Raw genomic sequence first — 19,724 nt, 5'->3', positions numbered from 1 at the left:
TAGTCTCAAATTTCATTTTCATGTGTTTTAATTATATTTTTTTGTGTGTTTTCTGGTACAAAAAAACAGCTTAAACATTTAACAATGCCTAAGCTGTTTTGTCCTACTTAATAACTATATTAACTAATTTTTTAGGAACAGCTATAACTTTAACTATTTCCTTTCCATCAGTAAATTCTTTTATTTTCTCATCTTCTAATGCCATTTCTTGCATTTCTTCTCTTGTAATATTAGAGCTTACGTTCAACTTACCTCTAACCTTACCATTAATTTGAATAACAACTTCTATCTCATCCTTAACAAGAGCAGTCTCATCATACTTTGGCCATGATATTTCTGATACGCTACCTTCTTTTCCTATCATAGTCCAAAGTTGCTCTCCAACATGCGGTGTAAATGGTGAAATTATAGTTATAATAGCCTCTACACCCTCTTTTAGTATACATTCTTTTCTATTTTTATTTTCTTTATACTTGTACATCTCATTTACAAGTTCCATAAGAGCAGATATTGCAGTATTAAATCCAAATTTACCAGATATATCATCAGTAACCTTTTTGATTGTAGAATGTATAACAAATCTAGCTTGTTTATCTTCTTTCGATAAGTTTTCAAGATTAGTCTGAGAATTTACGCAATCTTTAAGCTCTTCTATTAATCTAAATACTCTATTTATAAATCTATAGCATCCTTCTACGCCTTGTTCAGCCCAATCCAAATCTCTCTCAGGAGGTGCAGCAAATAATACAAATAATCTAGCAGTATCAGCACCGTATTTTTCAATTATCTCTAAAGGACTAACTACATTGCCCTTAGATTTTGACATTTTTGCTCCTTCTTTTAATACCATTCCTTGAGTTAATAAGTTTTTGAATGGTTCATCAAAATCTACCATTCCTAAATCCTTTAAAACCTTAACAAAGAATCTTGAATACAGTAGATGAAGTATAGCATGCTCTACTCCTCCTATATATTGATTAACAGGCATCCACTTTTGAACTAATTCTTTATCAAAAACTTCACTTTCATTCTTAGCATCTATATATCTTAAGAAGTACCAAGATGAATCTATAAATGTATCCATAGTATCCATTTCTCTTCTAGCTGGTTTTGAGCACTTAGGACACGTTGTATTCATAAAGCTTTCAGAAGTTATTAAAGGAGATTGTCCTTTTCCTGTAAATTCAACATCAGTAGGTAACTTGACAGGTAGATTTTCTCTTTTAACAGGAACTGTTCCACAGTCTTCACAGTAAACTATCGGAATTGGGCAACCCCAATATCTTTGTCTTGATATTAACCAATCTCTTAATCTATAATTTATAGTCTTTTTACCTATATTAGCTTTTTCTAATTTTTCAACTATTTTTCCAAATGCTTCTTTAGAATTCATTCCATTAAATTCTTCTGAATTTATCATATTTGAATCTTCATCTATAACAGGTATTATATCTAAATCATATTTTTTAGCAAATTCTTCATCTCTATCATCATGTGCCGGAACTGCCATTATAGCTCCTGTTCCATAATCAACCATTACATAGTTAGCTATATAAATAGGAATTTCTTGTCCATTTAAAGGATTTATACAATATCTTCCTATGAATACACCTTCTTTTTCTGTATCAGTAGAAGTTCTTTCTATTTCACTCATATGTTGAATTTTGTTTTTGAATTCTTTAACTGCTGACTCATACTCTGTTCCTTTTACAAGTTCCTCAACATATTCATGCTCTGGAGCTAGTACCATATAAGTAACGCCATACATAGTATCTGGTCTTGTTGTGAATATTTTTAACTTTTTATCATATCCCTTTATTTCAAAATCAGCCTCTGCTCCAGTGCTTTTTCCTATCCAGTTTCTTTGCATTATCTTAACTTTCTCAGGCCATCCATCTAACTTATCTATATCTTGTAAAAGAGTTTCTGCATAATCAGTTATTTTTAAATACCATTGTTCTAGATCCTTCTTAATTACTGAAGAATCACATCTTTCACACTCTCCACCAACTACTTGCTCATTAGCTAAAACAGTTTCACAAGATGGACACCAGTTAACGAATGACTTTTTCTTGTATGCTAGCCCTTTTTCATAGAACTTTAAAAATAAATCTTGAGTCCATTTATAGTAATCAGGAAGACAAGTAGCTATTTCTCTATCCCAATCATAGCTAAGACCTAAAAGCTTTAATTGTTCCTTCATTTCTTGTATATTTTCTCTTGTCCACTTATCAGGGTGAATTCCATGCTTTATAGCTGCATTTTCTGCTGGCAATCCAAATGAATCCCATCCCATAGGATGAAGTACATTATATCCATTCATTTTCATGAATCTAGCAACTACATCTCCTATTGAATAGTTTCTAACATGTCCCATATGAATTTTTCCCGATGGATATGGAAACATCTCTAAAACATAGTATTTAGGCTTGTCATTTTCAACAGTTTGAAACGTTTTTTCATCTTCCCATTTATTCTGCCAATACGGTTCTATTTTTTTAAAATCATACATATTTGATCCTCCTAAATTTATATTATAGTATATTTTTATATACAAAAAACCCCTCTATCCCTAGTTTAGGGACGAGGAGTTATATCTCGCGGTACCACCCTAATTGGCTAAAAAGCCCTCTTAGTATAGCTTGTAAGGGAGCCACCCCTAATAGCTTTAACTAGCAAGTTCAAAGGCATGTACTACTAGTTCTCAGCAACCACTAGCTCTCTTAAAGAACAACTTCCTTTTACTACTCTAGACTATTATCTACATATAATACAACTTTTATACTAAATTGTCAACATCTACATTTGGTGCGTCTTTCCACAATCTTTCCAAGCTATATACATCTCTCTCATCATCGTGGAATATATGTACTACTACATCACCGTAATCAAGAAGTATCCATCTTGATGTATCTTGTCCTTCTTTTGATATAACACATACTTCATACTTTTTAAGCTCATCTTCTACATTGTGAGCTATAGCTTTCACTTGTCTTTCTGATGGCGCACTAGCTATTATAAAGTAATCAGCAACAGAAGATATCTTTCCGACATTTAAAACGATTATATCTTCCCCTAGTTTATCATCTATAGCATCATATGCTACTTTTACAATTTTTTCAATACTTTCTATCATTTAATTTCCTCCCTTAATATCTTTACCTATTAACACTATTATATCCACATCTTTACTTTCAATCTTAGATTTATCTTTTTTCAACTGACCTTTTCCTATAATTCTACTTATCTTCTCAGCTTCTTCTTTCTTAGAATCATAATATATTATAGTCTTAAGATTATTAAAGTCATCAGCATTACCCACTGTATTAGGTTTTAACCCTTGACGTGCAAGCTTATTAGAAACCTCTGTTGCAACTCCAGATATTCCTGAACCATTAAGTACTGCAATATCCAATTCTACATTACTTTGATTATTATTTCCATAATAAAGTTCATTTACTAATTTATTTATCTTATCAGTATTAGGCTTGTAATAAGAAAGTCCATTTATGTACATAGCAACTCCAGGAACAGTCTCTTTTCTTATATTGCTTACGTCTATATCTTTAGCATCCTTAGCAAGTGATACCATTTCAGGTACACTCATATCAGTATCTACATACATATTAAAAGTATCTATATAGTCTTTTATTCTAAATATAGATGATGCACTTAGAACCTTTTTAGCTAAAGCATCCATAAATTTTTGTTGAGACTCTATTCTACCAAGATCTTGATTAGCATATCCCTTTCTAAATCTTAAAAACTGCATAGCCTTCTTTCCATCTAAGACCTGGGTCCCTTTTTTAAGATTTATATGAAGAGGCGGAGTAGCATAAGGGTCACTATATTTCATATTCATAGGAACATAAACCTCAACCCCTCCTACATCATCAACAGTCTTATAAAGTGCTTGATAATCAACTTTAACATAATGATGTATCCTTATTCCTAAAAGGTCTTTAGCAGCTTGAACAGCTAGTTCAACTCCTCCATATGCATGAGCTGCATTTATCTTATCATATCCTTTTCTACCTCTTATCTTAACTCTAGTATCTCTTGGTATTGATAATATTGATGAATCACCATTTTTAGGGTCCATACTTAGAATCATCATAGTATCAGTTCTAATACCCTTTTTATCTCCATTTAAACTATCAACCCCAAGAAGCAATACATTAACTCTTTCATTTTTTTCAGGTTCAACTATATCAGGACCCTCTCCAAGTGGTGGGACTTTTACTAATTCATCACTTCCTTTAGCTACAATAAGATATAAACTCGTTCCAAATATCATACTAAATATAACAAAAAAAACTATAAAAATTTTAAAAAAGTGCTTCAAGGTTATCACTCCTATATTTCATTTAATTCTCCAAGTAAAAAGTTTCTAGCTTCAATAGTTCTAGGATGAATAATCTTTTTTATAGAAATAACGTATTTTATAGTGTTGTCAAACGCCATAAGTAAAGCTTCATTTAATCCTTCATTATAGGCCACATTCCTAAGTTCATCAACTCCATCATAGTTTCTACTTGGTTCTATAAAATCCGCTAAATATATTATTTTTTCAAGTTTACTCATGTTTTTTTTACCTGTTGTATGGTATGTTATCGCTGATAATATGTCATTATTACAAACGCCAAATTTTTCTTTACATAAGTAAGCGCCTATTTTACCATGTGCAAGCTCAGTTTCTTTTTTTTCAATATCATCTAATAATATATCATATTTTTGAACTAAATGTAATACTTCTTCCTTGTTTAGACATTTTGCGCAGTCATGTAATAGAGCTGCCACTTCTACTTTTTCTATATCTTCTTTATAAATGTTAGCTAGTCGTTTAGCACTTTGAACTACTCCTAATGAGTGTTTAAGCCTTTTTGGAGTTATTATTTTTTCTAAAATCTGTATCATTGAATTTAATTCCATAATATCACCTATATAAATTATTTTTGTAAATATATTTTTCTACATTTTCAGGAAGCAAATATTTAATCGATTCCGTTTTTTTGATTCTTTCTCTCAAATCAGTTGAAGATATGTCAAGAGATGGGACATATATATTAAGTATGTTAGCTCTATATTTTTGTTTTAATTGATCTATCTTTTGATTTACCTCATTAGATTCTATCCCAGGTCTTGTTGCTCCCACAAAGGTAGCTAATTCAAAATTTTTATCAAGATATTTCCAACTATCTATATCACATAATGCATCTGCACCTGTTATAAAAAATATTTGGGAGTTTTTGTGAATTTTTTTTAATTCACAAAGAGTATCAATAGTGTACGTCATACCTTCTCTTTTTATTTCAATATCTGACGTTTCAAAATATATATTACTCATAGTAGCAATCATAGTCATATTATATCTATGTTCTTTATCTATTATTTCTGCTTTAGACTTATGAGGTGGATTTCCAGATGGCATAAATATAATCTGATCTAAATCGTATCTATTTCTTACCGCTTCTGCTGTTGCTAGATGTCCATAATGAATAGGATTAAAGGTTCCTCCCATTATACCTATTTTTTTAAATTTTGTTCTAGTATGTAATTTCTTTGATTTTTTTTTATTAATAATAATTGCTTTTTTCAAAATATCACTTACATTCATTTAAACACCTCTTTTATATTACTAACCTATATATTATATAATATTTTTTTAAAAAAGTCGTCCTAAAAATTATATTTATTCATAATTTATAAAGAAACATACTATTATTTTCGGAGGTTGATAATATGAACTTAGACATAGTTGATACTACTAGAGACTACACCTACGAAGCTTTAGAAAAAGATTTAAAATCATTAAAAAAGAGATATCCATTTATAGAGGTATCTATTTCTGGAAAAAGTGTTCTTGACAAAAATCTATATTCAGTTAAACTAGGGAATGGACCTAACAAGGTATTTTTTAATGGATCTCACCATGCTATTGAATGGATAACAACTCCTCTTTTAATGAAATTTATAGAAAACTTTTCTAAAGCATATTCTAAAAACAAGACAATAAGAGGATATAATCCAAGAGATATTTATAAAAAAAGCACAATTTATATAATGCCTATGGTAAACCCTGATGGAGTTGATTTAGTTTTAAATGGGCTCTCACAAGATAATCCTTATTATAACGACTTAATAAAGTGGAATAATAGCAGTACAGATTTTTCTAAAACTTGGAGTGCTAACATTAGGGGAGTTGATCTTAATCATAACTATGATGCTTCTTGGGAATTATCAAAAGAAGCAGAAGCTTTATATGGAATTACTGGTCCTGGACCTACAAGATATTCAGGAGAATATCCCGAGTCAGAGCCAGAATCAAAATCAGTTGCAGAATTCACCAGATCCATAAATCCTAAATTGGTTCTTGCTTATCACTCTCAAGGAGAAGTCATATACTGGAACTATATGAATATGGCTCCACCACAAGCAAAGAATATAGGCCAGTCTTTTTCTAAAGTTAGTGGGTATCCTTTGGATGAGCCTTACGGAATTACTTCTTACTCTGGATATAAAGACTGGTTTATTAAGGATTATAAGAGACCAGGATACACAATAGAGGTAGGAAAAGGAGTAAATCCACTCCCTATATCTCAGTTTGATAAGATATACAATGATAACGAGGAACTGTTGTTATTAGCATCTGTTATATAGTTTCTTAACTAAACAAAAAAGGATGATTATATGCCAAAGATAACAAAAGTAGAAGAACAAAAAAATAAAAATAGAGTCAATATTTATGTAGACGATGAATTTTTTATGGGAGTGTATAAGGATTTAGTTTATACTTTAAATCTAAAAAAAGGAAACACAATAGAGAAAGAATCTATTCAAACAATTATAGCTGATGAGATGTATTTAAAAGCTAAGAACAAAGCCTTAAACATACTCTCTAGGTCTTCTCAATCTCAAAAAAATATAATATATAAACTCTCTAAAAATGAATTCGATGAAAAAACAATAGATAGAGTTATAGATTTTTTGAAAAAATATAAATTTATAGATGATGATAATCTAGCTAAAAATATAGTAAAGGATAAAGTTAATATAAATAAATTTGGAAAAAATAAAATTAAACAAACTCTATATTCAAAAGGAATTGATAGCTTAACAATAAATAGTACACTTAATTGCGAGATAGACGATGAAAAAGAATTTGAGAATGCTCTTTACCTGGGAAATAAGAAATATGAAAAAATAAAGAATGAGGATAAAAATAAAATATATAGAAAATTATCTAGTCACCTTACTTACAAAGGCTTTGCTTATGATACCATTAAAAAAGTGGTTAATACAATTATGAATACTGAATTTTAAGCATAATAATACCCGTATTAATTCAAAATCAATACGGGTATTATCTATTATTTAGGTAAATCAATTTTAGGATTCTCAAAATTTTTCTTGTATATAGTAAATTTAGATCCTATAGCTTGGACAAATTCTCCTCTTACAGCTTCTGCTACTGCATTTGCAGCTTCTTTTGTATCAAGTCCACTATTTTCAAGTACAGTGACTTTAACAAGTTCTCTGGCTTCTAAAGCATCTTCCAATTGACTTAAGAAAGCTTCTGTAACACCTTCCTTACCTATTTGAGTTATAGACTTTGTTTTATTTGCCATAGCCTTTAAATAAGATCTTTGTTTTCCTTTTAACATAATATCCTCCATCCTACTCGTAATATTCAAATTCTAAGTCGTATAATCTAACTGTATCTCCATCTTGTGCACCCATATCCTTTAATCTTTGGAATACACCTTTTTTCTCCATTATCTTTTGGAAATATTGAACAGATTCCATATCTTCAAAATTAACAGAATATAAAAGTCTTTGAAGAGATTTTCCTTCTATTACAAAAACTCCATCTTCATTATTTATTTCTATTTCTTCTTTTTTAGGCTTAATATCCTCTTCTTTTAACATTTCTTCTTCTGATACCAACTCTATATCTTCTGTTTCTTTTACAATAGTTCCAGCATAGTTTATTACTTCATCTATACCCTCTCTTGTAGCAGCAGACATACTAAATACCTTGTATCCTCTTTTTTCAATTTCTTCCTTAAATGCTTCATAATTTTCTCTAGCTTCAGGTATATCCATTTTATTTGCAACTACTATTTGAGATCTAGTAGTTAATTTGTCGTTATATAATTTTAATTCTTCATTTATTTTATTAAAATCTTCTATTGGATCTCTACCTTCTATTCCAGATACATCAACTATATGAATAAGTACCTTAGTTCTTTCAACATGTCTTAAAAACGCATGACCAAGACCTATTCCTTCATGAGCTCCCTCTATAAGTCCAGGAATATCTGCAAGAACAAAAGAATCTCCAAATTTAGTTTTAACCACTCCCAAGTTAGGCTTTATAGTAGTAAAGTGATAGTTTGCAATTTTTGGCTTAGCTTTTGTTACAACAGATAAAAATGTTGATTTTCCTACATTCGGAAATCCAACTAAGCCGACATCAGCTATCATCTTAAGTTCTAATACAATCCATCTTTCTTGACCTTCTTTACCAGCTTCTGCAAAACTTGGAGCTTGTCTTATAGCCGTTGTAAAATGTGTATTACCACGTCCTCCAAATCCACCCTTAGCAACTATAGCACGATCTCCATGCTTTCTAAGATCTGCTATTACAAGATTTGTTTCCTCATCTCTTATCAAAGTCCCTGGAGGAACTTTAAGAACTAAATCTTCCACAGACTTACCATGCATTCTTTTCTTTTTTCCATCTTCTCCATTTTCGGCTACATACTTTGTCTTGTACCTAAAGTCCATTAATGTTCTTAATCCTTCATCAACTTCAAATACAACATTACCTCCATTACCTCCGTCTCCTCCAGCAGGTCCTCCAGCAGGAACGTACTTTTCTTTTCTGAAAGATACAGCTCCATTTCCACCTTTTCCAGATTTAACGAATATCCTAGCCTTATCTATAAACATTCTTATCACCCTTTATTCAAGCTCAATTTCATATATCAAATAATCTTCTTCAATAATAATTTCTGTAAGATGTGAATCAAGCTCCTTTTTTATGCTTTCAATATCCTCTAAATATTCAAGAGCAACTTTTAATATGAAACACTCTGATGTTTCTTCAATATAAATTATATATTCTTCAAATTCATTATTATTATTCATATAATTAAATATTATATCTAATGCTCTTTCCATATATATCAAACTTTTTGATATATCTTTATTTTTAAAATCTTCTCTTTTAGCATTTGTGTATATCTCAAAATCTATATTAAGGCCTTTAGACAGGCACTGTTTTAGTTTTTTTTCAATCATCAAATACAAATCAACACAACTTAAATTAGATAATTTGGAATTAATAGATGCTTCTTTTCTAACTTTATTTATGTATTTAACAGCTTCATCTATTTTATTAAGCTTTATATAGCCAAATATTATTTGTATTTCATTCAAAAAATCATGTCTTTGATTTCTTAATAATTCATCTATTAAATTCCAATATTTTAAATCCGAATCATTAATTTTTTTCAAATGAAGCCCTCCTACTACTAAAATATAATTTCCTACTCATTATAAAAAGGAGTGTTAAAAAACACTCCTTTTTGATTATTCAGCAGCAGCAACTGGGTATATGCTAACTTGCTTTCTTTTTTTATCTTTTCTTTCGAACTTAACTACACCATCAACTTTAGCAAATAATGTATCGTCTCCGCCTCTTCCTACATTATTTCCTGGGTGAATTTTAGTTCCTCTTTGTCTAACTATTATACTTCCAGCAGTAACAACTTGTCCGTCATATCTCTTAACTCCAAGTCTTTTTGATATAGAGTCACGTCCGTTCTTAGAAGAACCAACTCCTTTTTTACTGGCAAATAACTGAAGGTTCATTTTTAACATCATAATTACACCTCCTCTTCTTTAATTTTTATATAAGAAGAGTATTCTTCTTTTATATTTTCAAGTCCTAATACCATAGTCTCAAGTATAGGATTAATTATGTTTCTTTTATCATCCGAAATATCAAAAGGTATTTTGCATTGAAGCTTTCCATCACTAATCTTGTACTCTGACTCTACCTTAGCATAGTTATGTATTCCAATCAGTGCTGTTTGAGTCAATACAGAAACTGCTGCACAAACAATATCTTGTCCATGTTCTGCAAATCCAGCATGACCTCTTACATCAAATTCAACTATATCACTTTTGAAGTTTCTTCTTATCACAATTTTAATCATAGAATTAAGCGTTTATCTTTTCTATAACTAACTTAGTGAAAGGTTGACGATGTCCTTGCTTTCTTCTGTAGTCTTTTTTTGGCTTGTATTTGAAAACTATCACTTTTTTAGCTTTTCCTTGCTCTAAAACTTTAGCTTCAACTTTAGCTCCATCAACTACTGGATTTCCTACTACAAGATTTCCGTCTTTAGAACAAACTAATACCTTGTCTAAAGTAACAACATCTCCTGCATTAGCTTCTAATTTTTCAACGAATATTACGTCTCCTTCAGAAACTTTGTATTGCTTTCCACCTGTCTCTACTACTGCGTACATTACGTTACACCTCCTCAAACCAGTCTCGCCAATTCTAGGTACCTAATTAGGATTTTGTAACCCGGATTGTGCGGCTACTTACTACAGATATAAATATTATCAAAGTTTTCATCCATTGTCAAGAAAATATTTACTTTAATATATAGTTATTATATCATTTGGATTTAAATTCTTATCCTCTACAAAATCAATTTCAATATCATAATATTTAGATATTTCCTTTATATATTTAAAGTCATCTTTTCTTACTATATTATATATATAATTTGAACATTTAAATACAGCTGTTTTAAGACTTGTATGCTTTTTTAGTCTTATTATTTCCTTTTCTATATCATTAACTATTCTGTTTTTAGATTTTAAACTACCTTGTCCACTACAATATATACACTCTGATTCAAAATAACTATCTAATGTATCATTAGATTTTTTTCTAACAACTTCCACAAGCCCTAAGTTTGTCATTCCTAATACTTGTGATTTTGTTTTATCTTTATTTAAGTAGATCTGGAGTTTTTTTAGAATCTGCTGTTTATAACTATCTTTTTTCATATCTATAAAATCTATAATTATAATTCCAGCTATGTTTCTAAGTCTTATTTGCCTAGCTATTTCTTTACATGCTTCTAAATTTGTTTTAAATACAGTCTCATTAAGACCTAACTTACCTGTAAACTTACCTGTATTAACATCTATAACAGTCATAGCCTCTGTCTTATCTATTATTATATAGGCTCCATTTTTCAGCCAGACTTTTCTATTTAGAGCATTTTTTAAATCTTTTTTTATTTTATAATAATCAAACAAGTCAAGTCCTTCATCAAAATGTTCAACCTTATTTTTAAAGCATTTATCTATTTTAGTTAAAGTGTCTAATATTTTTTCATATTCTGTTTTATTATTTACAACTATTTTTTCAAATTCTGGTGTAAAAACATCTCTTATAACCTTCAATGTAATGTCTAAATCTTTATATAAAGTTCTTGGTCCCATACCTAATTTATTGTATTTTTGAATTTCATCCCATGATTTGAATAACTCCTTCAAATCATTTTCAAAATCTATTTTTTGTTTATCTATAGCTTCAGTCCTTATTATAAGCCCCATACCTTTAATATCTATATCTTGTATTATAGATTTAATTCTTTGTATTTCCTCTTTGTCTTTTATCTTGTTTGATATGGCTATATCATCTCCAGTAGGCATCAATACTAAATACCTACCAGGGACACTTATTTCTTGAGTAATTTTTGGTCCTTTATCATTTATGGCTTCTTTATTAACTTGAACAAGTACTTCTTGTCCTTTTTTTATATTATGACCCTTAGAAAGCTTTAAGTATGCATTTTTATCAATGCCTATATCTACAAATGCAGCTTCCATTCCAAGAAGAACATTTTTAACTATTCCTCTATATATATTACCTTTTAGCTTCTCATTCATTTTATCTTGAATGAACAAATCTACTATATTTCCATCCTCAACATAAGCAACCTTGGATTGATATAATCCAACATCCACTAATAAACTCTTCATTAAATCACTTCCTACATAGGTACTACAAGTTTATTTTTGTTTTCTATATATAAATCATTTCTAGTTATTTTAAGATTTTCAAGGTCTATACCTATATCAGCAAACCCATTTAATTTATCAATTAAAACAGTTGGATTTAAATTGGCACTAGATCCAATAGCAACTACCATATTTAAAGTAAGTATATTTTCCTCTAAAGATGCAATCTTTAATGTTTTTATTAACGGTCTTATATTTACTTCTTTTAATTTTCCTTTTTTGTTTTTCTTTACATTTATTATTTCATCAAGCTTCATAAATTCATCGACCTTAGATTTAATATTTTCTATATCTAAGTCAGAATTTATATTCATGCTTATTACGTATGAACCATGACTTATAGATGAACTAAGTGACTTAGTCGTAGTCTTGTCTATAAACTTTGCCTTTTGAATTTTTATTCCCTCTGGAAGCACACTATTTACCCTAGTTAAAAACTCTTCAGCTTCAATTACATCTTCAAGCTCAACATCTATATACTCTCCATAACTTGTAACCCCTAAAGATAAAGCCTGTCCAAATGAAATTTTTGGATGGGGATTGAATCCTTGAGAATAAGCTACCTTAATACCAGCTCTTCTTAAAGTTCTTTGTAAAAGTCTTTGAAGGTCTAGATGAGATATATATACCATATCTTTTTCTTTAATAAGCTTACATCTTATAACATTCATTAGCATAACCCCCTTGCTAAGTCAGTGTTTATACCACAAGCATTACATTTATGTCTACAATCAGGAGTTAAGGCTTCAGTTTTTGAAAGTTCATTCTCTCTTATTAAGAACTTCTTACTAACACCTACATCTATATGATCCCAAGGGAACACTTCATCATACTCTCTATGTCTATTAGCATAAAAATCTATATCTATATTATTCTCTTCAAAGGCTTCTGCCCATAAATCAAACTTGAAGTGCTCACCCCATCCATCAAACTTACATCCTTTTTTATATGCATCATAGATAACCTTACCTATTTTTCTATCTCCTCTTGCCATTACAGCTTCTAATAAGCTCGTTTTGCTATCATGGTAGTTGTATTTAATATTTCTATTTTTTAATTTTTTAGTTAAGTGTATTTGTTTTTCTCTAATCTCTTCTTGAGTATCTTGTCCATGCCATTGGAATGGAGTAAACGGTTTTGGAACAAATGTAGAAGTACTTACGGTAACTCCAAAGTTTCTAGTTAACTTTCCTTCATGAACATCTCTGTATATATCTATCACCTTATAAGCAAGATCTTTTATTCCATCTAAATCCTCATAATTTTCAGTAGGAAGCCCTATCATAAAATAAAGCTTTACACTATTCCATCCTTTTCCAAATGCTTTTCTAGTTGCATTTTCAAGGTCAAATTCAGTAATCCCCTTATTTATAACATCTCTAAGTCTTTGAGTTCCAGCCTCTGGTGCAAATGTTAATCCACTCTTTCTAACCTCTTGAACCTTATGTGCAAGCTCTAAAGAGAAATTATCAAGTCTTAAAGATGGAAGAGATAGAGCTATTCTTTGTTTTTTAGAATACTCTTCAAGTAAATGATCTGTTATAGCTCCAAGATTTGAATAATCACTAGTACTTAAAGAAGCTAAAGACATTTCTTCATATCCAGTACTTTCAATTAATTTCTTAGCAATTTCTTTTAATCTATCAACACTTCTTTCCCTTATAGGTCTATATATCATACCCGCTTGACAGAATCGACATCCTCTTGTACATCCTCTAAATAGCTCAAGCATTATTCTATTGTGTACTATGTCTATAAAAGGAACTACTATTTTTTCTGGGAAGAAGCATTCATCTAAATTCTTTATTATTCTCTTTGGAATTTTTTTGGGTATATCATCTTTTGATGGACTAACACTTTTTACTGTATTATCTTCATTATATTCAACGTCATATAAGGAAGGAATATATATACCTTCTACATTTTTAGCTAAGTCATATAAGAATTCTTCTCTAGATTTATCTGTATCTTTCCAAATTTTGTATCTGTCTACTACCTCTAATAAAACTTCTTCTCCTTCTCCAAGAGAAACTATATCAACAAAATCTGCTAGAGGCTCACTATTATAAGCACACGGCCCTCCAACTAATATAAAAGGATCATTTCTTTTTCTATCTTTAGCTAAAAGTTCAACCTTAGCTAAATCTAATATATTTAATATATTAGTATAAGAAAGCTCATATTGAAGTGTGAATGCTAAAAAATCAAAATTAGTAATACTTTCTCTTGATTCTAATCCAAACATCGGAATATTGTTTTCTCTCATTTTTTCTTCCATATCAATGGCTGGAGAAAATATTCTTTCACAGAAAATATCATCTCTTTCATTTAAAACTCCATATAATATTTGAAGTCCCAAATGACTCATTCCTACTTCATATACATCAGGAAAAGAAAAACCAAATCTAACTAGATCTTTCTTTGATGTATCCTTATGACAAGCATTTATTTCATTCCCTAAATATCTTGCAGGCTTTTCAACCTTCATTAAAATATTATCTAAGTTCACCTTTTTGGTCATATATTTTTAATACCTCCGTCACTTTTTTGTGTAATACATTTGAATATTCTTTAAAGTCTACATTATATTCCAAGACTGTTTTAACTTGATTTGTATACCTTTGACTATTATATATATTCAATTTTGTCCCAAAAGCCAATAAAACAATTATACATGAAATTACAAACTGTATCAAAACTTTATTAACTATATTCCTATTTTTCTTAAATCCTTGTTTTTTAACCCTATTCTTTCTTAAATTTCTCTTAAACTTACTTTTTCTAACCATAACAACCCCTCCTTAATATATACATTAAATCCTGAATTTACACTCAAATAACTTTTGTAACACTTATGTATTAATCTTATATTTAATTGTATGAATATTATTCCTATATTATTTTAATAATTAACTTATATAGAAAAATTTAATCTTGAATTTTTCCATTTATTTTGTGATTAAATTAAATTTGTATTGGGTATACAATAAATACAATAAATTTGGGAGGTATTTTTTAATGGAATCATTTAAAATTAAAAACAATATTCATTGGACTGGAGTATTAGACCCAGGTCTTGAGGTATTCGATATTATAATGAAAACAGAGTTTGGAACTACTTATAATTCATATTTTATAGATGATGAGAAGAAAGTTTTAATAGATACTGTTAAAGCTAACTTTAAAGATGAGTATCTTGAAAAACTATCTAAATTAACTGATATTAAAGAAATAGATTATGTAATAATAAATCACACTGAGCCAGACCACTCTGGATCTTTAAAATATTTACTAGAAATAAATCCTAACATAGAAGTATATTGTACTAAGGCTGCAAGTATATTCTTAAGCGAACAAATAAATAAAGAGTTTAAATGCCATGTTATAAAAGATGGAGAAGAACTTGACATTGGAAGTAAAAAATTAAAGTTTGTAACAGCGCCCTTCCTTCACTGGTCTGATACAATGTTCGTATATAGTGAAGCTGATAAAGTGTTGTTCTCTTGTGATGCCTTTGGTTCTCACTATGCAAGTGTAGATCCTAAAGTTGTTCATACTGATGATTACAAGAAATCACTAAAATATTATTATGATTGTATAGTAAAGCCTTTTGCAAAGCACGCTTTAAGTGCTATAAATAAAATTAAAGACTTTGAAATAGATACGATTCTTACTTCTCATGGACCTGTACTATCTGAGGATATAAGCTACAATATAGGGAAGTATACCGAGTGGTCTACTAAAGTAGTTGAAACTTCAAATCAAAAAAGGGTAGCTCTACTATATTTGTCAGCTTATAAAAATACTGTTTTAATGGCTGAAAAGATAAAGGAAGGATTAGAATCTGAAGGGGTTTATGTGGAATTTTTAGATATAGAAAATGAAAGTTTAGAAACTATTCATGATGTAATAAATATGTCTAAGGGTCTTTTACTAGGGTCTCCTACTATAAACAAAACTATGGTTAAACCTATGTGGGATGCTTTATCTATAATTGATCCTATGGCTAATATGGGTAAAATAGCTGGAGTGTTTGGTTCATTTGGATGGAGTGGTGAAGGAATTAAGATGGCTGAATCTATGGTTAAGATAATGGGCTTTAAGATGCCTGTTGAGTCTATAACGAAGAAATTTTCTCCATCTGAAGAGACTTTAGAGAAATGTGTGGAGTTTGGTAAGGAATTTGCGAGTCATATATAGATATGCTGTTAGTAGGTTAATTGTACTCTAAGCTCAAAATATTGGTATGAAAATAACGGTAATGCTACGATATTTTCATACCCATATTTTTTTAGGTTGAGTGGTTATTGATTGTATATATTACCTAATGTATCCTTCAAAGATTTACCGTCTTGAAATTAAAAAATTAAGTGTTATTTTAATAGTCAATATGATGAAATAAGTATTTTTTAAATAGAATTTCAGAAAAAAATTTCCTTTAGCTAAACCAATTCTACAGATATTAGAATATTGTTTTTTGATTTTTTTGATTTATCTATGTATTAAATTAACATAATAGAATTATTTTATTAGATGATAGAGCTTTTGATAACCCACAGATTTTAAATAAGAAAAAATCTGTAAACCATTGTAATTTACGGATTTTCATTATCTTCTTTTTCTCTTAATTTCATTAGATTTTTTAACCTTTAGTATTGCTGTAGGAGGTTGTTTTTTTATCCACTTTAAATACTTACTAATCTTTTCATCATTTTTAAGCAGTTGAATAGTATATAACCTTTGAGCAAGTTCTTTATTAGTATAAAGAGCATGTATTTGTTTATGACATATTATGCATAAATTAGATGTTGGCATAAATTTCCCACCTTCTTCTCTAGGCGTTAGATGATGTTGTGTGGTTTCAACTCCTTCTCGCTTGCATAATTCACAAACTCCAGTTTTAGATATCATAAATACATTATTCCCTTCTATATATTTAACTTAATATATAGTTTGAATTTATATAGTAGTTTTTATTCTTAAATAATTTATTAAATCTTCCACACTCTCTGCAATGTATTCTAAAGATGAATATATCATAGGATTCAATTTTTCATTCATAAAAGCTGCTCGTTTATCTGTATGAAGACCTACTAAAAGCCTATCCTTTTTAACAAATTCCTTATGTGCATGTGCAATACCTAAGGCTACAGCTGCTCCTTCATCTGGAATTCTACCATCTAATACAAATAAAAATATATCAGATTTAAATATATTAGCTTTATCCATATTAAATATTTCTTTTGCTCTTTCTTCTGTTTTCATATTTATGTACGGTTCTTTATTTACCTTATCTCCATCTCTCTGTGGTAAAAACACCTTAAAACCTATATCTTCAATTTTATTTGTTACATTAATATTAAAATCTAATTCTGCACTACAAAATAATGGTGCTGCAAAGTAAAGTAACATTTCAATTTAATTCCTCTCTTATATATTATACTTTATAGATTTTCTTTATCTCTTATCCTCTTAAAGTTGCAATCATTCTATTTGGTTTTAATATCAAATCAAAAGCATCTTCTATTTTTTTGCACACGACATCTGCTTTCATTAAAGATTTTACAGAGCATCCTTCTTCTCCCATTACTATTATTGATATAGCACACTCCTTAAACATTGCTCCATCATTAAATCCATTTCCAATACATACACAATTCTCTCCTTTAAGCTTTTGTACTATTTCTCTTTTATTTTCTGATGCATTTGAGTTATCGAATATTTGTATTTGAACAGGCATATTAGAACATTGATTTTTTACAGTTCCGTGAGTGTCGGCAGTTACTATATGTAATTTTATTCCTTTTTTATTAATAGCTTCTATTTTCTCTTTTACAGAAGGTATTAGTTTACCGTCACACGCTATAGTTCCATTATAGTCTAGTAGCAGGTTTTTGATTTTTACTACTTCTCTTCCTGGTATATTAATTTCCATTATAAATCTCTCCTTACCTCTAGTTCATATATTAACATCCATAAAACTTCAAATATTTTTCAAGATTTGATTGTATATATTTAGCACTATGATTACCACAAAATACATAATTTTGACAATCTATACCTTTTTCTTTCAATATTTTATTTAAAATTGAACAGCCTTCATAAAATCCACCTTCATCCTGATTTCCAGCATCAAGATAGACACTAATATCACAAGAAATATTATTATTTCTTGCAATAAATATTGGGTCATATTTTTCCCATACCTCCATATCTTTATAATATGCCTTATCTTCTTCGTCAAGTTTTAACTCTACAGCAGGCATATGTCCTCCTACTTTTGAAAACATATATTGGTTTCGAAATGCATTATGAAGAGCTACATAACCTCCAGCAGATATACCACCTATATATCTTCCATTTTTATCTTTTATAGTATTGAAAGTATTATCTGTTAAAGGTATTATTTCTTTAATAAAATAATCTTAATACATTCCTAAATTTATGATTCTATTATTATCTACAGAATTAGAAACTTCTTTATATACCAACGATGAATTTATCCCTCGGCTGTTCTCAATTCTTGGACATACAATTATAATAGGCTTAATTTCTCCAGCTTTTATCATTCTATCAGCTTTATTATTTATATCCATTTCATATATTATATTTTCACTACCACTTCTTCCATGCAGAAAATATAGTACAGGTAAAGGTCTTGAAGTGTTATATTCTTCAGGTAAATACACACACATTGACATTTCTTTGCCAAGAATCTCGCTGTGAAAATTTACTTTCTCTACTTTTGATTTATTCATTTTTATATTCTCCCCTGTTTAGAATTTTGAACTTGAAATTGTTATATTTTCACTCATCCAATCATATTTTTCTATTATTTTTAATTCTGTCTAATATCCTTTCCTCTATACCTTCATTCATTTCAACAGGCATATATTTTGTATTGTAATACTCTATTTCATCAACTACATTTATATCCAGTTCTAGCATGCCCTTTTTCATCCCTTCAACAGTATATCCCATACATTCTTTGCTCTTACCTTTACAAGTACCTACAACTATAGCTTTTTTATTTGATGACAGTCTACTTTTCCATTTTCCATCACTATAATCGTTAAGACAAAATGTTCTATCAAGTAAAGCCTTCATTTGAGCCGTCATATTGTAATTATAAGACGGAGAAGCTAGTATATATCCATCAGCTGATTTCATATTTTCTATTATTTTTGATACACCATCATTTATATTGCATTCGCCTGTTTTTATACAATACTCACATCCAGAACAAGTTGATATATTCTCAGCACCAAGAATGTATTTTTCAACATAAATTTCTTTTTGCTTAAGAGCTTTTATAATATAATCAGTTATTAATTCTGTATTTTTCCCATTTCTAGCACTTCCTACAATAGCAATCCATTTTTTAAACATATAGTCACCTCTTAGAAACTAAATATATCTTATTGATTTACACTTTAGGCATATTAAAATAAATAATAAGACAATTTTATAAATAAATATAGAAAAATTTTTTTCAAATATGTTTTAATGTTAATTGCGAAAAAACATGTAAAACAAAGGAAAAGAATATGGTTATATCATAAATGAGTTCTTTGGAAAATGCAAATATACATTACTATAATCAATAA

The 19,724-nt window shown here is 29.2% G+C and carries 22 protein-coding genes, 1 pseudogene and 1 other annotated feature; of the genes and pseudogenes, 3 read left to right on the top strand and 20 right to left on the bottom strand.

Annotated elements, in window-relative coordinates:
* Nucleotides 1–103 precede the first annotated feature (103 nt).
* The 5 genes from leuS to nadD all read right to left on the bottom strand — a co-directional run bounded on the left by leuS (nucleotide 104) and on the right by nadD (nucleotide 5,617).
* Nucleotides 104–2,512: a leucine--tRNA ligase gene (gene leuS / locus N4A48_RS01510; RefSeq protein WP_293663907.1), complete on the bottom strand. Its 2,409-nt coding sequence runs from the start codon at nucleotides 2,510–2,512 to the stop codon at nucleotides 104–106.
* Between the two features lie 64 nt (nucleotides 2,513–2,576).
* Nucleotides 2,577–2,761: a binding site (T-box leader), on the bottom strand.
* 18 nt (nucleotides 2,762–2,779) lie between these two features.
* Complete coding sequence (gene rsfS / locus N4A48_RS01505) at nucleotides 2,780–3,136, bottom strand: ribosome silencing factor (protein WP_293663906.1); 357 nt, start codon at nucleotides 3,134–3,136, stop codon at nucleotides 2,780–2,782.
* Nucleotides 3,137–4,345: an LCP family protein gene (locus tag N4A48_RS01500; RefSeq protein ID WP_293663905.1), complete on the bottom strand. Its 1,209-nt coding sequence runs from the start codon at nucleotides 4,343–4,345 to the stop codon at nucleotides 3,137–3,139.
* Between the two features lie 11 nt (nucleotides 4,346–4,356).
* Entirely contained in the window at nucleotides 4,357–4,932 is a 576-nt protein-coding gene (gene yqeK, locus N4A48_RS01495; protein ID WP_293663904.1) for a bis(5'-nucleosyl)-tetraphosphatase (symmetrical) YqeK, read from the bottom strand.
* Between the two features lie 4 nt (nucleotides 4,933–4,936).
* The gene (gene nadD, locus N4A48_RS01490) at nucleotides 4,937–5,617 is read right to left on the bottom strand and encodes a nicotinate-nucleotide adenylyltransferase (RefSeq protein WP_293663903.1); all 681 of its coding nucleotides are present in this window, start codon (nucleotides 5,615–5,617) and stop codon (nucleotides 4,937–4,939) included.
* 125 nt (nucleotides 5,618–5,742) lie between these two features.
* Between nadD and N4A48_RS01485 the strand changes: the two genes are divergently transcribed.
* Nucleotides 5,743–6,660, top strand: a complete 918-nt coding sequence (locus N4A48_RS01485) for a M14 family metallopeptidase (protein ID WP_330665025.1) — start codon at nucleotides 5,743–5,745, stop codon at nucleotides 6,658–6,660.
* Between the two features lie 30 nt (nucleotides 6,661–6,690).
* Entirely contained in the window at nucleotides 6,691–7,323 is a 633-nt protein-coding gene (gene recX / locus N4A48_RS01480) for a recombination regulator RecX (protein WP_293663902.1), read from the top strand.
* A 47-nt stretch (nucleotides 7,324–7,370) separates the two neighbouring features.
* Here recX and N4A48_RS01475 read toward each other — a convergent pair whose 3' ends face one another.
* The 10 genes from N4A48_RS01475 to N4A48_RS01430 form a co-directional block, all read right to left on the bottom strand.
* Complete coding sequence (locus tag N4A48_RS01475) at nucleotides 7,371–7,664, bottom strand: YhbY family RNA-binding protein (RefSeq protein ID WP_293663901.1); 294 nt, start codon at nucleotides 7,662–7,664, stop codon at nucleotides 7,371–7,373.
* 13 nt (nucleotides 7,665–7,677) lie between these two features.
* Entirely contained in the window at nucleotides 7,678–8,955 is a 1,278-nt protein-coding gene (obgE, locus tag N4A48_RS01470) for a GTPase ObgE (protein ID WP_293663900.1), read from the bottom strand.
* 12 nt (nucleotides 8,956–8,967) lie between these two features.
* Nucleotides 8,968–9,522, bottom strand: coding sequence for a Spo0B domain-containing protein (locus N4A48_RS01465; protein ID WP_293663899.1), 555 nt, complete (start codon nucleotides 9,520–9,522; stop codon nucleotides 8,968–8,970).
* A 75-nt stretch (nucleotides 9,523–9,597) separates the two neighbouring features.
* Nucleotides 9,598–9,888, bottom strand: coding sequence for a 50S ribosomal protein L27 (gene rpmA / locus N4A48_RS01460; RefSeq protein ID WP_248484838.1), 291 nt, complete (start codon nucleotides 9,886–9,888; stop codon nucleotides 9,598–9,600).
* A 5-nt stretch (nucleotides 9,889–9,893) separates the two neighbouring features.
* A complete protein-coding gene (locus N4A48_RS01455; RefSeq protein WP_293663898.1) occupies nucleotides 9,894–10,226 on the bottom strand; it encodes a ribosomal-processing cysteine protease Prp in 333 nt (110 codons plus the stop codon).
* Nucleotides 10,227–10,230: 4 nt separating this feature from the next.
* Entirely contained in the window at nucleotides 10,231–10,542 is a 312-nt protein-coding gene (gene rplU, locus N4A48_RS01450) for a 50S ribosomal protein L21 (protein WP_293663897.1), read from the bottom strand.
* Nucleotides 10,543–10,677: 135 nt separating this feature from the next.
* Nucleotides 10,678–12,078, bottom strand: coding sequence for an Rne/Rng family ribonuclease (locus N4A48_RS01445; RefSeq protein ID WP_293663896.1), 1,401 nt, complete (start codon nucleotides 12,076–12,078; stop codon nucleotides 10,678–10,680).
* An 11-nt stretch (nucleotides 12,079–12,089) separates the two neighbouring features.
* Complete coding sequence (locus N4A48_RS01440) at nucleotides 12,090–12,788, bottom strand: TIGR03936 family radical SAM-associated protein (protein ID WP_293663895.1); 699 nt, start codon at nucleotides 12,786–12,788, stop codon at nucleotides 12,090–12,092.
* Nucleotides 12,788–14,638, bottom strand: a complete 1,851-nt coding sequence (locus tag N4A48_RS01435) for a TIGR03960 family B12-binding radical SAM protein (protein ID WP_293663894.1) — start codon at nucleotides 14,636–14,638, stop codon at nucleotides 12,788–12,790. Before N4A48_RS01435 ends, N4A48_RS01440 begins: the two co-directional genes overlap by 1 nt.
* A complete protein-coding gene (locus N4A48_RS01430; protein WP_293663893.1) occupies nucleotides 14,613–14,906 on the bottom strand; it encodes a hypothetical protein in 294 nt (97 codons plus the stop codon). The genes N4A48_RS01435 and N4A48_RS01430 overlap by 26 nt, the downstream gene beginning before the upstream one ends.
* 229 nt (nucleotides 14,907–15,135) lie before the next feature.
* Between N4A48_RS01430 and N4A48_RS01425 the strand changes: the two genes are divergently transcribed.
* Nucleotides 15,136–16,317, top strand: a complete 1,182-nt coding sequence (locus N4A48_RS01425; protein ID WP_293663892.1) for an FprA family A-type flavoprotein — start codon at nucleotides 15,136–15,138, stop codon at nucleotides 16,315–16,317.
* Between the two features lie 408 nt (nucleotides 16,318–16,725).
* Here the strand turns inward: N4A48_RS01425 and N4A48_RS01420 are convergent, their stop codons facing one another.
* From N4A48_RS01420 to N4A48_RS01400, 5 genes and pseudogenes are all read right to left on the bottom strand, one after another.
* Nucleotides 16,726–17,028 (bottom strand): HNH endonuclease, encoded by a 303-nt coding sequence (locus tag N4A48_RS01420; protein WP_293663891.1) that lies wholly within the window; start codon nucleotides 17,026–17,028, stop codon nucleotides 16,726–16,728.
* A gap of 48 nt (nucleotides 17,029–17,076) precedes the next feature.
* A complete protein-coding gene (locus N4A48_RS01415; RefSeq protein ID WP_293663890.1) occupies nucleotides 17,077–17,529 on the bottom strand; it encodes a nucleoside 2-deoxyribosyltransferase in 453 nt (150 codons plus the stop codon).
* A gap of 52 nt (nucleotides 17,530–17,581) precedes the next feature.
* Entirely contained in the window at nucleotides 17,582–18,052 is a 471-nt protein-coding gene (locus N4A48_RS01410) for an HAD family hydrolase (RefSeq protein WP_293663889.1), read from the bottom strand.
* A 31-nt stretch (nucleotides 18,053–18,083) separates the two neighbouring features.
* Nucleotides 18,084–18,875, bottom strand: a pseudogene (locus N4A48_RS01405) (alpha/beta hydrolase).
* 61 nt (nucleotides 18,876–18,936) lie between these two features.
* A complete protein-coding gene (locus tag N4A48_RS01400; protein WP_293663888.1) occupies nucleotides 18,937–19,506 on the bottom strand; it encodes a flavodoxin family protein in 570 nt (189 codons plus the stop codon).
* Nucleotides 19,507–19,724: the final 218 nt, after the last annotated feature.

The organism is Tepidibacter sp. (assembly GCF_025210165.1).
Taxonomy (GTDB): Bacteria; Bacillota; Clostridia; order Peptostreptococcales; family Peptostreptococcaceae; genus Tepidibacter_A.
This window is presented reverse-complemented; position numbering and strand designations above follow the sequence as displayed.

Bases quoted from the DNA above. Each gene is read 5' to 3' on its own strand.
- leuS (WP_293663907.1), bottom strand. From the start codon at position 2,512: ATGTATGATTTTAAAAAAATAGAACCGTATTGGCAGAATAAATGGGAA.
- rsfS (WP_293663906.1), bottom strand. From the start codon at position 3,136: ATGATAGAAAGTATTGAAAAAATTGTAAAAGTAGCATATGATGCTATA.
- yqeK (WP_293663904.1), bottom strand. From the start codon at position 4,932: ATGGAATTAAATTCAATGATACAGATTTTAGAAAAAATAATAACTCCA.
- nadD (WP_293663903.1), bottom strand. From the start codon at position 5,617: ATGAATGTAAGTGATATTTTGAAAAAAGCAATTATTATTAATAAAAAA.
- N4A48_RS01485 (WP_330665025.1), top strand. From the start codon at position 5,743: ATGAACTTAGACATAGTTGATACTACTAGAGACTACACCTACGAAGCT.
- recX (WP_293663902.1), top strand. From the start codon at position 6,691: ATGCCAAAGATAACAAAAGTAGAAGAACAAAAAAATAAAAATAGAGTC.
- N4A48_RS01475 (WP_293663901.1), bottom strand. From the start codon at position 7,664: ATGTTAAAAGGAAAACAAAGATCTTATTTAAAGGCTATGGCAAATAAA.
- obgE (WP_293663900.1), bottom strand. From the start codon at position 8,955: ATGTTTATAGATAAGGCTAGGATATTCGTTAAATCTGGAAAAGGTGGA.
- rpmA (WP_248484838.1), bottom strand. From the start codon at position 9,888: ATGTTAAAAATGAACCTTCAGTTATTTGCCAGTAAAAAAGGAGTTGGT.
- N4A48_RS01455 (WP_293663898.1), bottom strand. From the start codon at position 10,226: ATGATTAAAATTGTGATAAGAAGAAACTTCAAAAGTGATATAGTTGAA.
- rplU (WP_293663897.1), bottom strand. From the start codon at position 10,542: ATGTACGCAGTAGTAGAGACAGGTGGAAAGCAATACAAAGTTTCTGAA.
- N4A48_RS01445 (WP_293663896.1), bottom strand. From the start codon at position 12,078: ATGAAGAGTTTATTAGTGGATGTTGGATTATATCAATCCAAGGTTGCT.
- N4A48_RS01440 (WP_293663895.1), bottom strand. From the start codon at position 12,788: ATGAATGTTATAAGATGTAAGCTTATTAAAGAAAAAGATATGGTATAT.
- N4A48_RS01435 (WP_293663894.1), bottom strand. From the start codon at position 14,638: ATGACCAAAAAGGTGAACTTAGATAATATTTTAATGAAGGTTGAAAAG.
- N4A48_RS01430 (WP_293663893.1), bottom strand. From the start codon at position 14,906: ATGGTTAGAAAAAGTAAGTTTAAGAGAAATTTAAGAAAGAATAGGGTT.
- N4A48_RS01425 (WP_293663892.1), top strand. From the start codon at position 15,136: ATGGAATCATTTAAAATTAAAAACAATATTCATTGGACTGGAGTATTA.
- N4A48_RS01420 (WP_293663891.1), bottom strand. From the start codon at position 17,028: ATGATATCTAAAACTGGAGTTTGTGAATTATGCAAGCGAGAAGGAGTT.
- N4A48_RS01415 (WP_293663890.1), bottom strand. From the start codon at position 17,529: ATGTTACTTTACTTTGCAGCACCATTATTTTGTAGTGCAGAATTAGAT.
- N4A48_RS01410 (WP_293663889.1), bottom strand. From the start codon at position 18,052: ATGGAAATTAATATACCAGGAAGAGAAGTAGTAAAAATCAAAAACCTG.
- N4A48_RS01400 (WP_293663888.1), bottom strand. From the start codon at position 19,506: ATGTTTAAAAAATGGATTGCTATTGTAGGAAGTGCTAGAAATGGGAAA.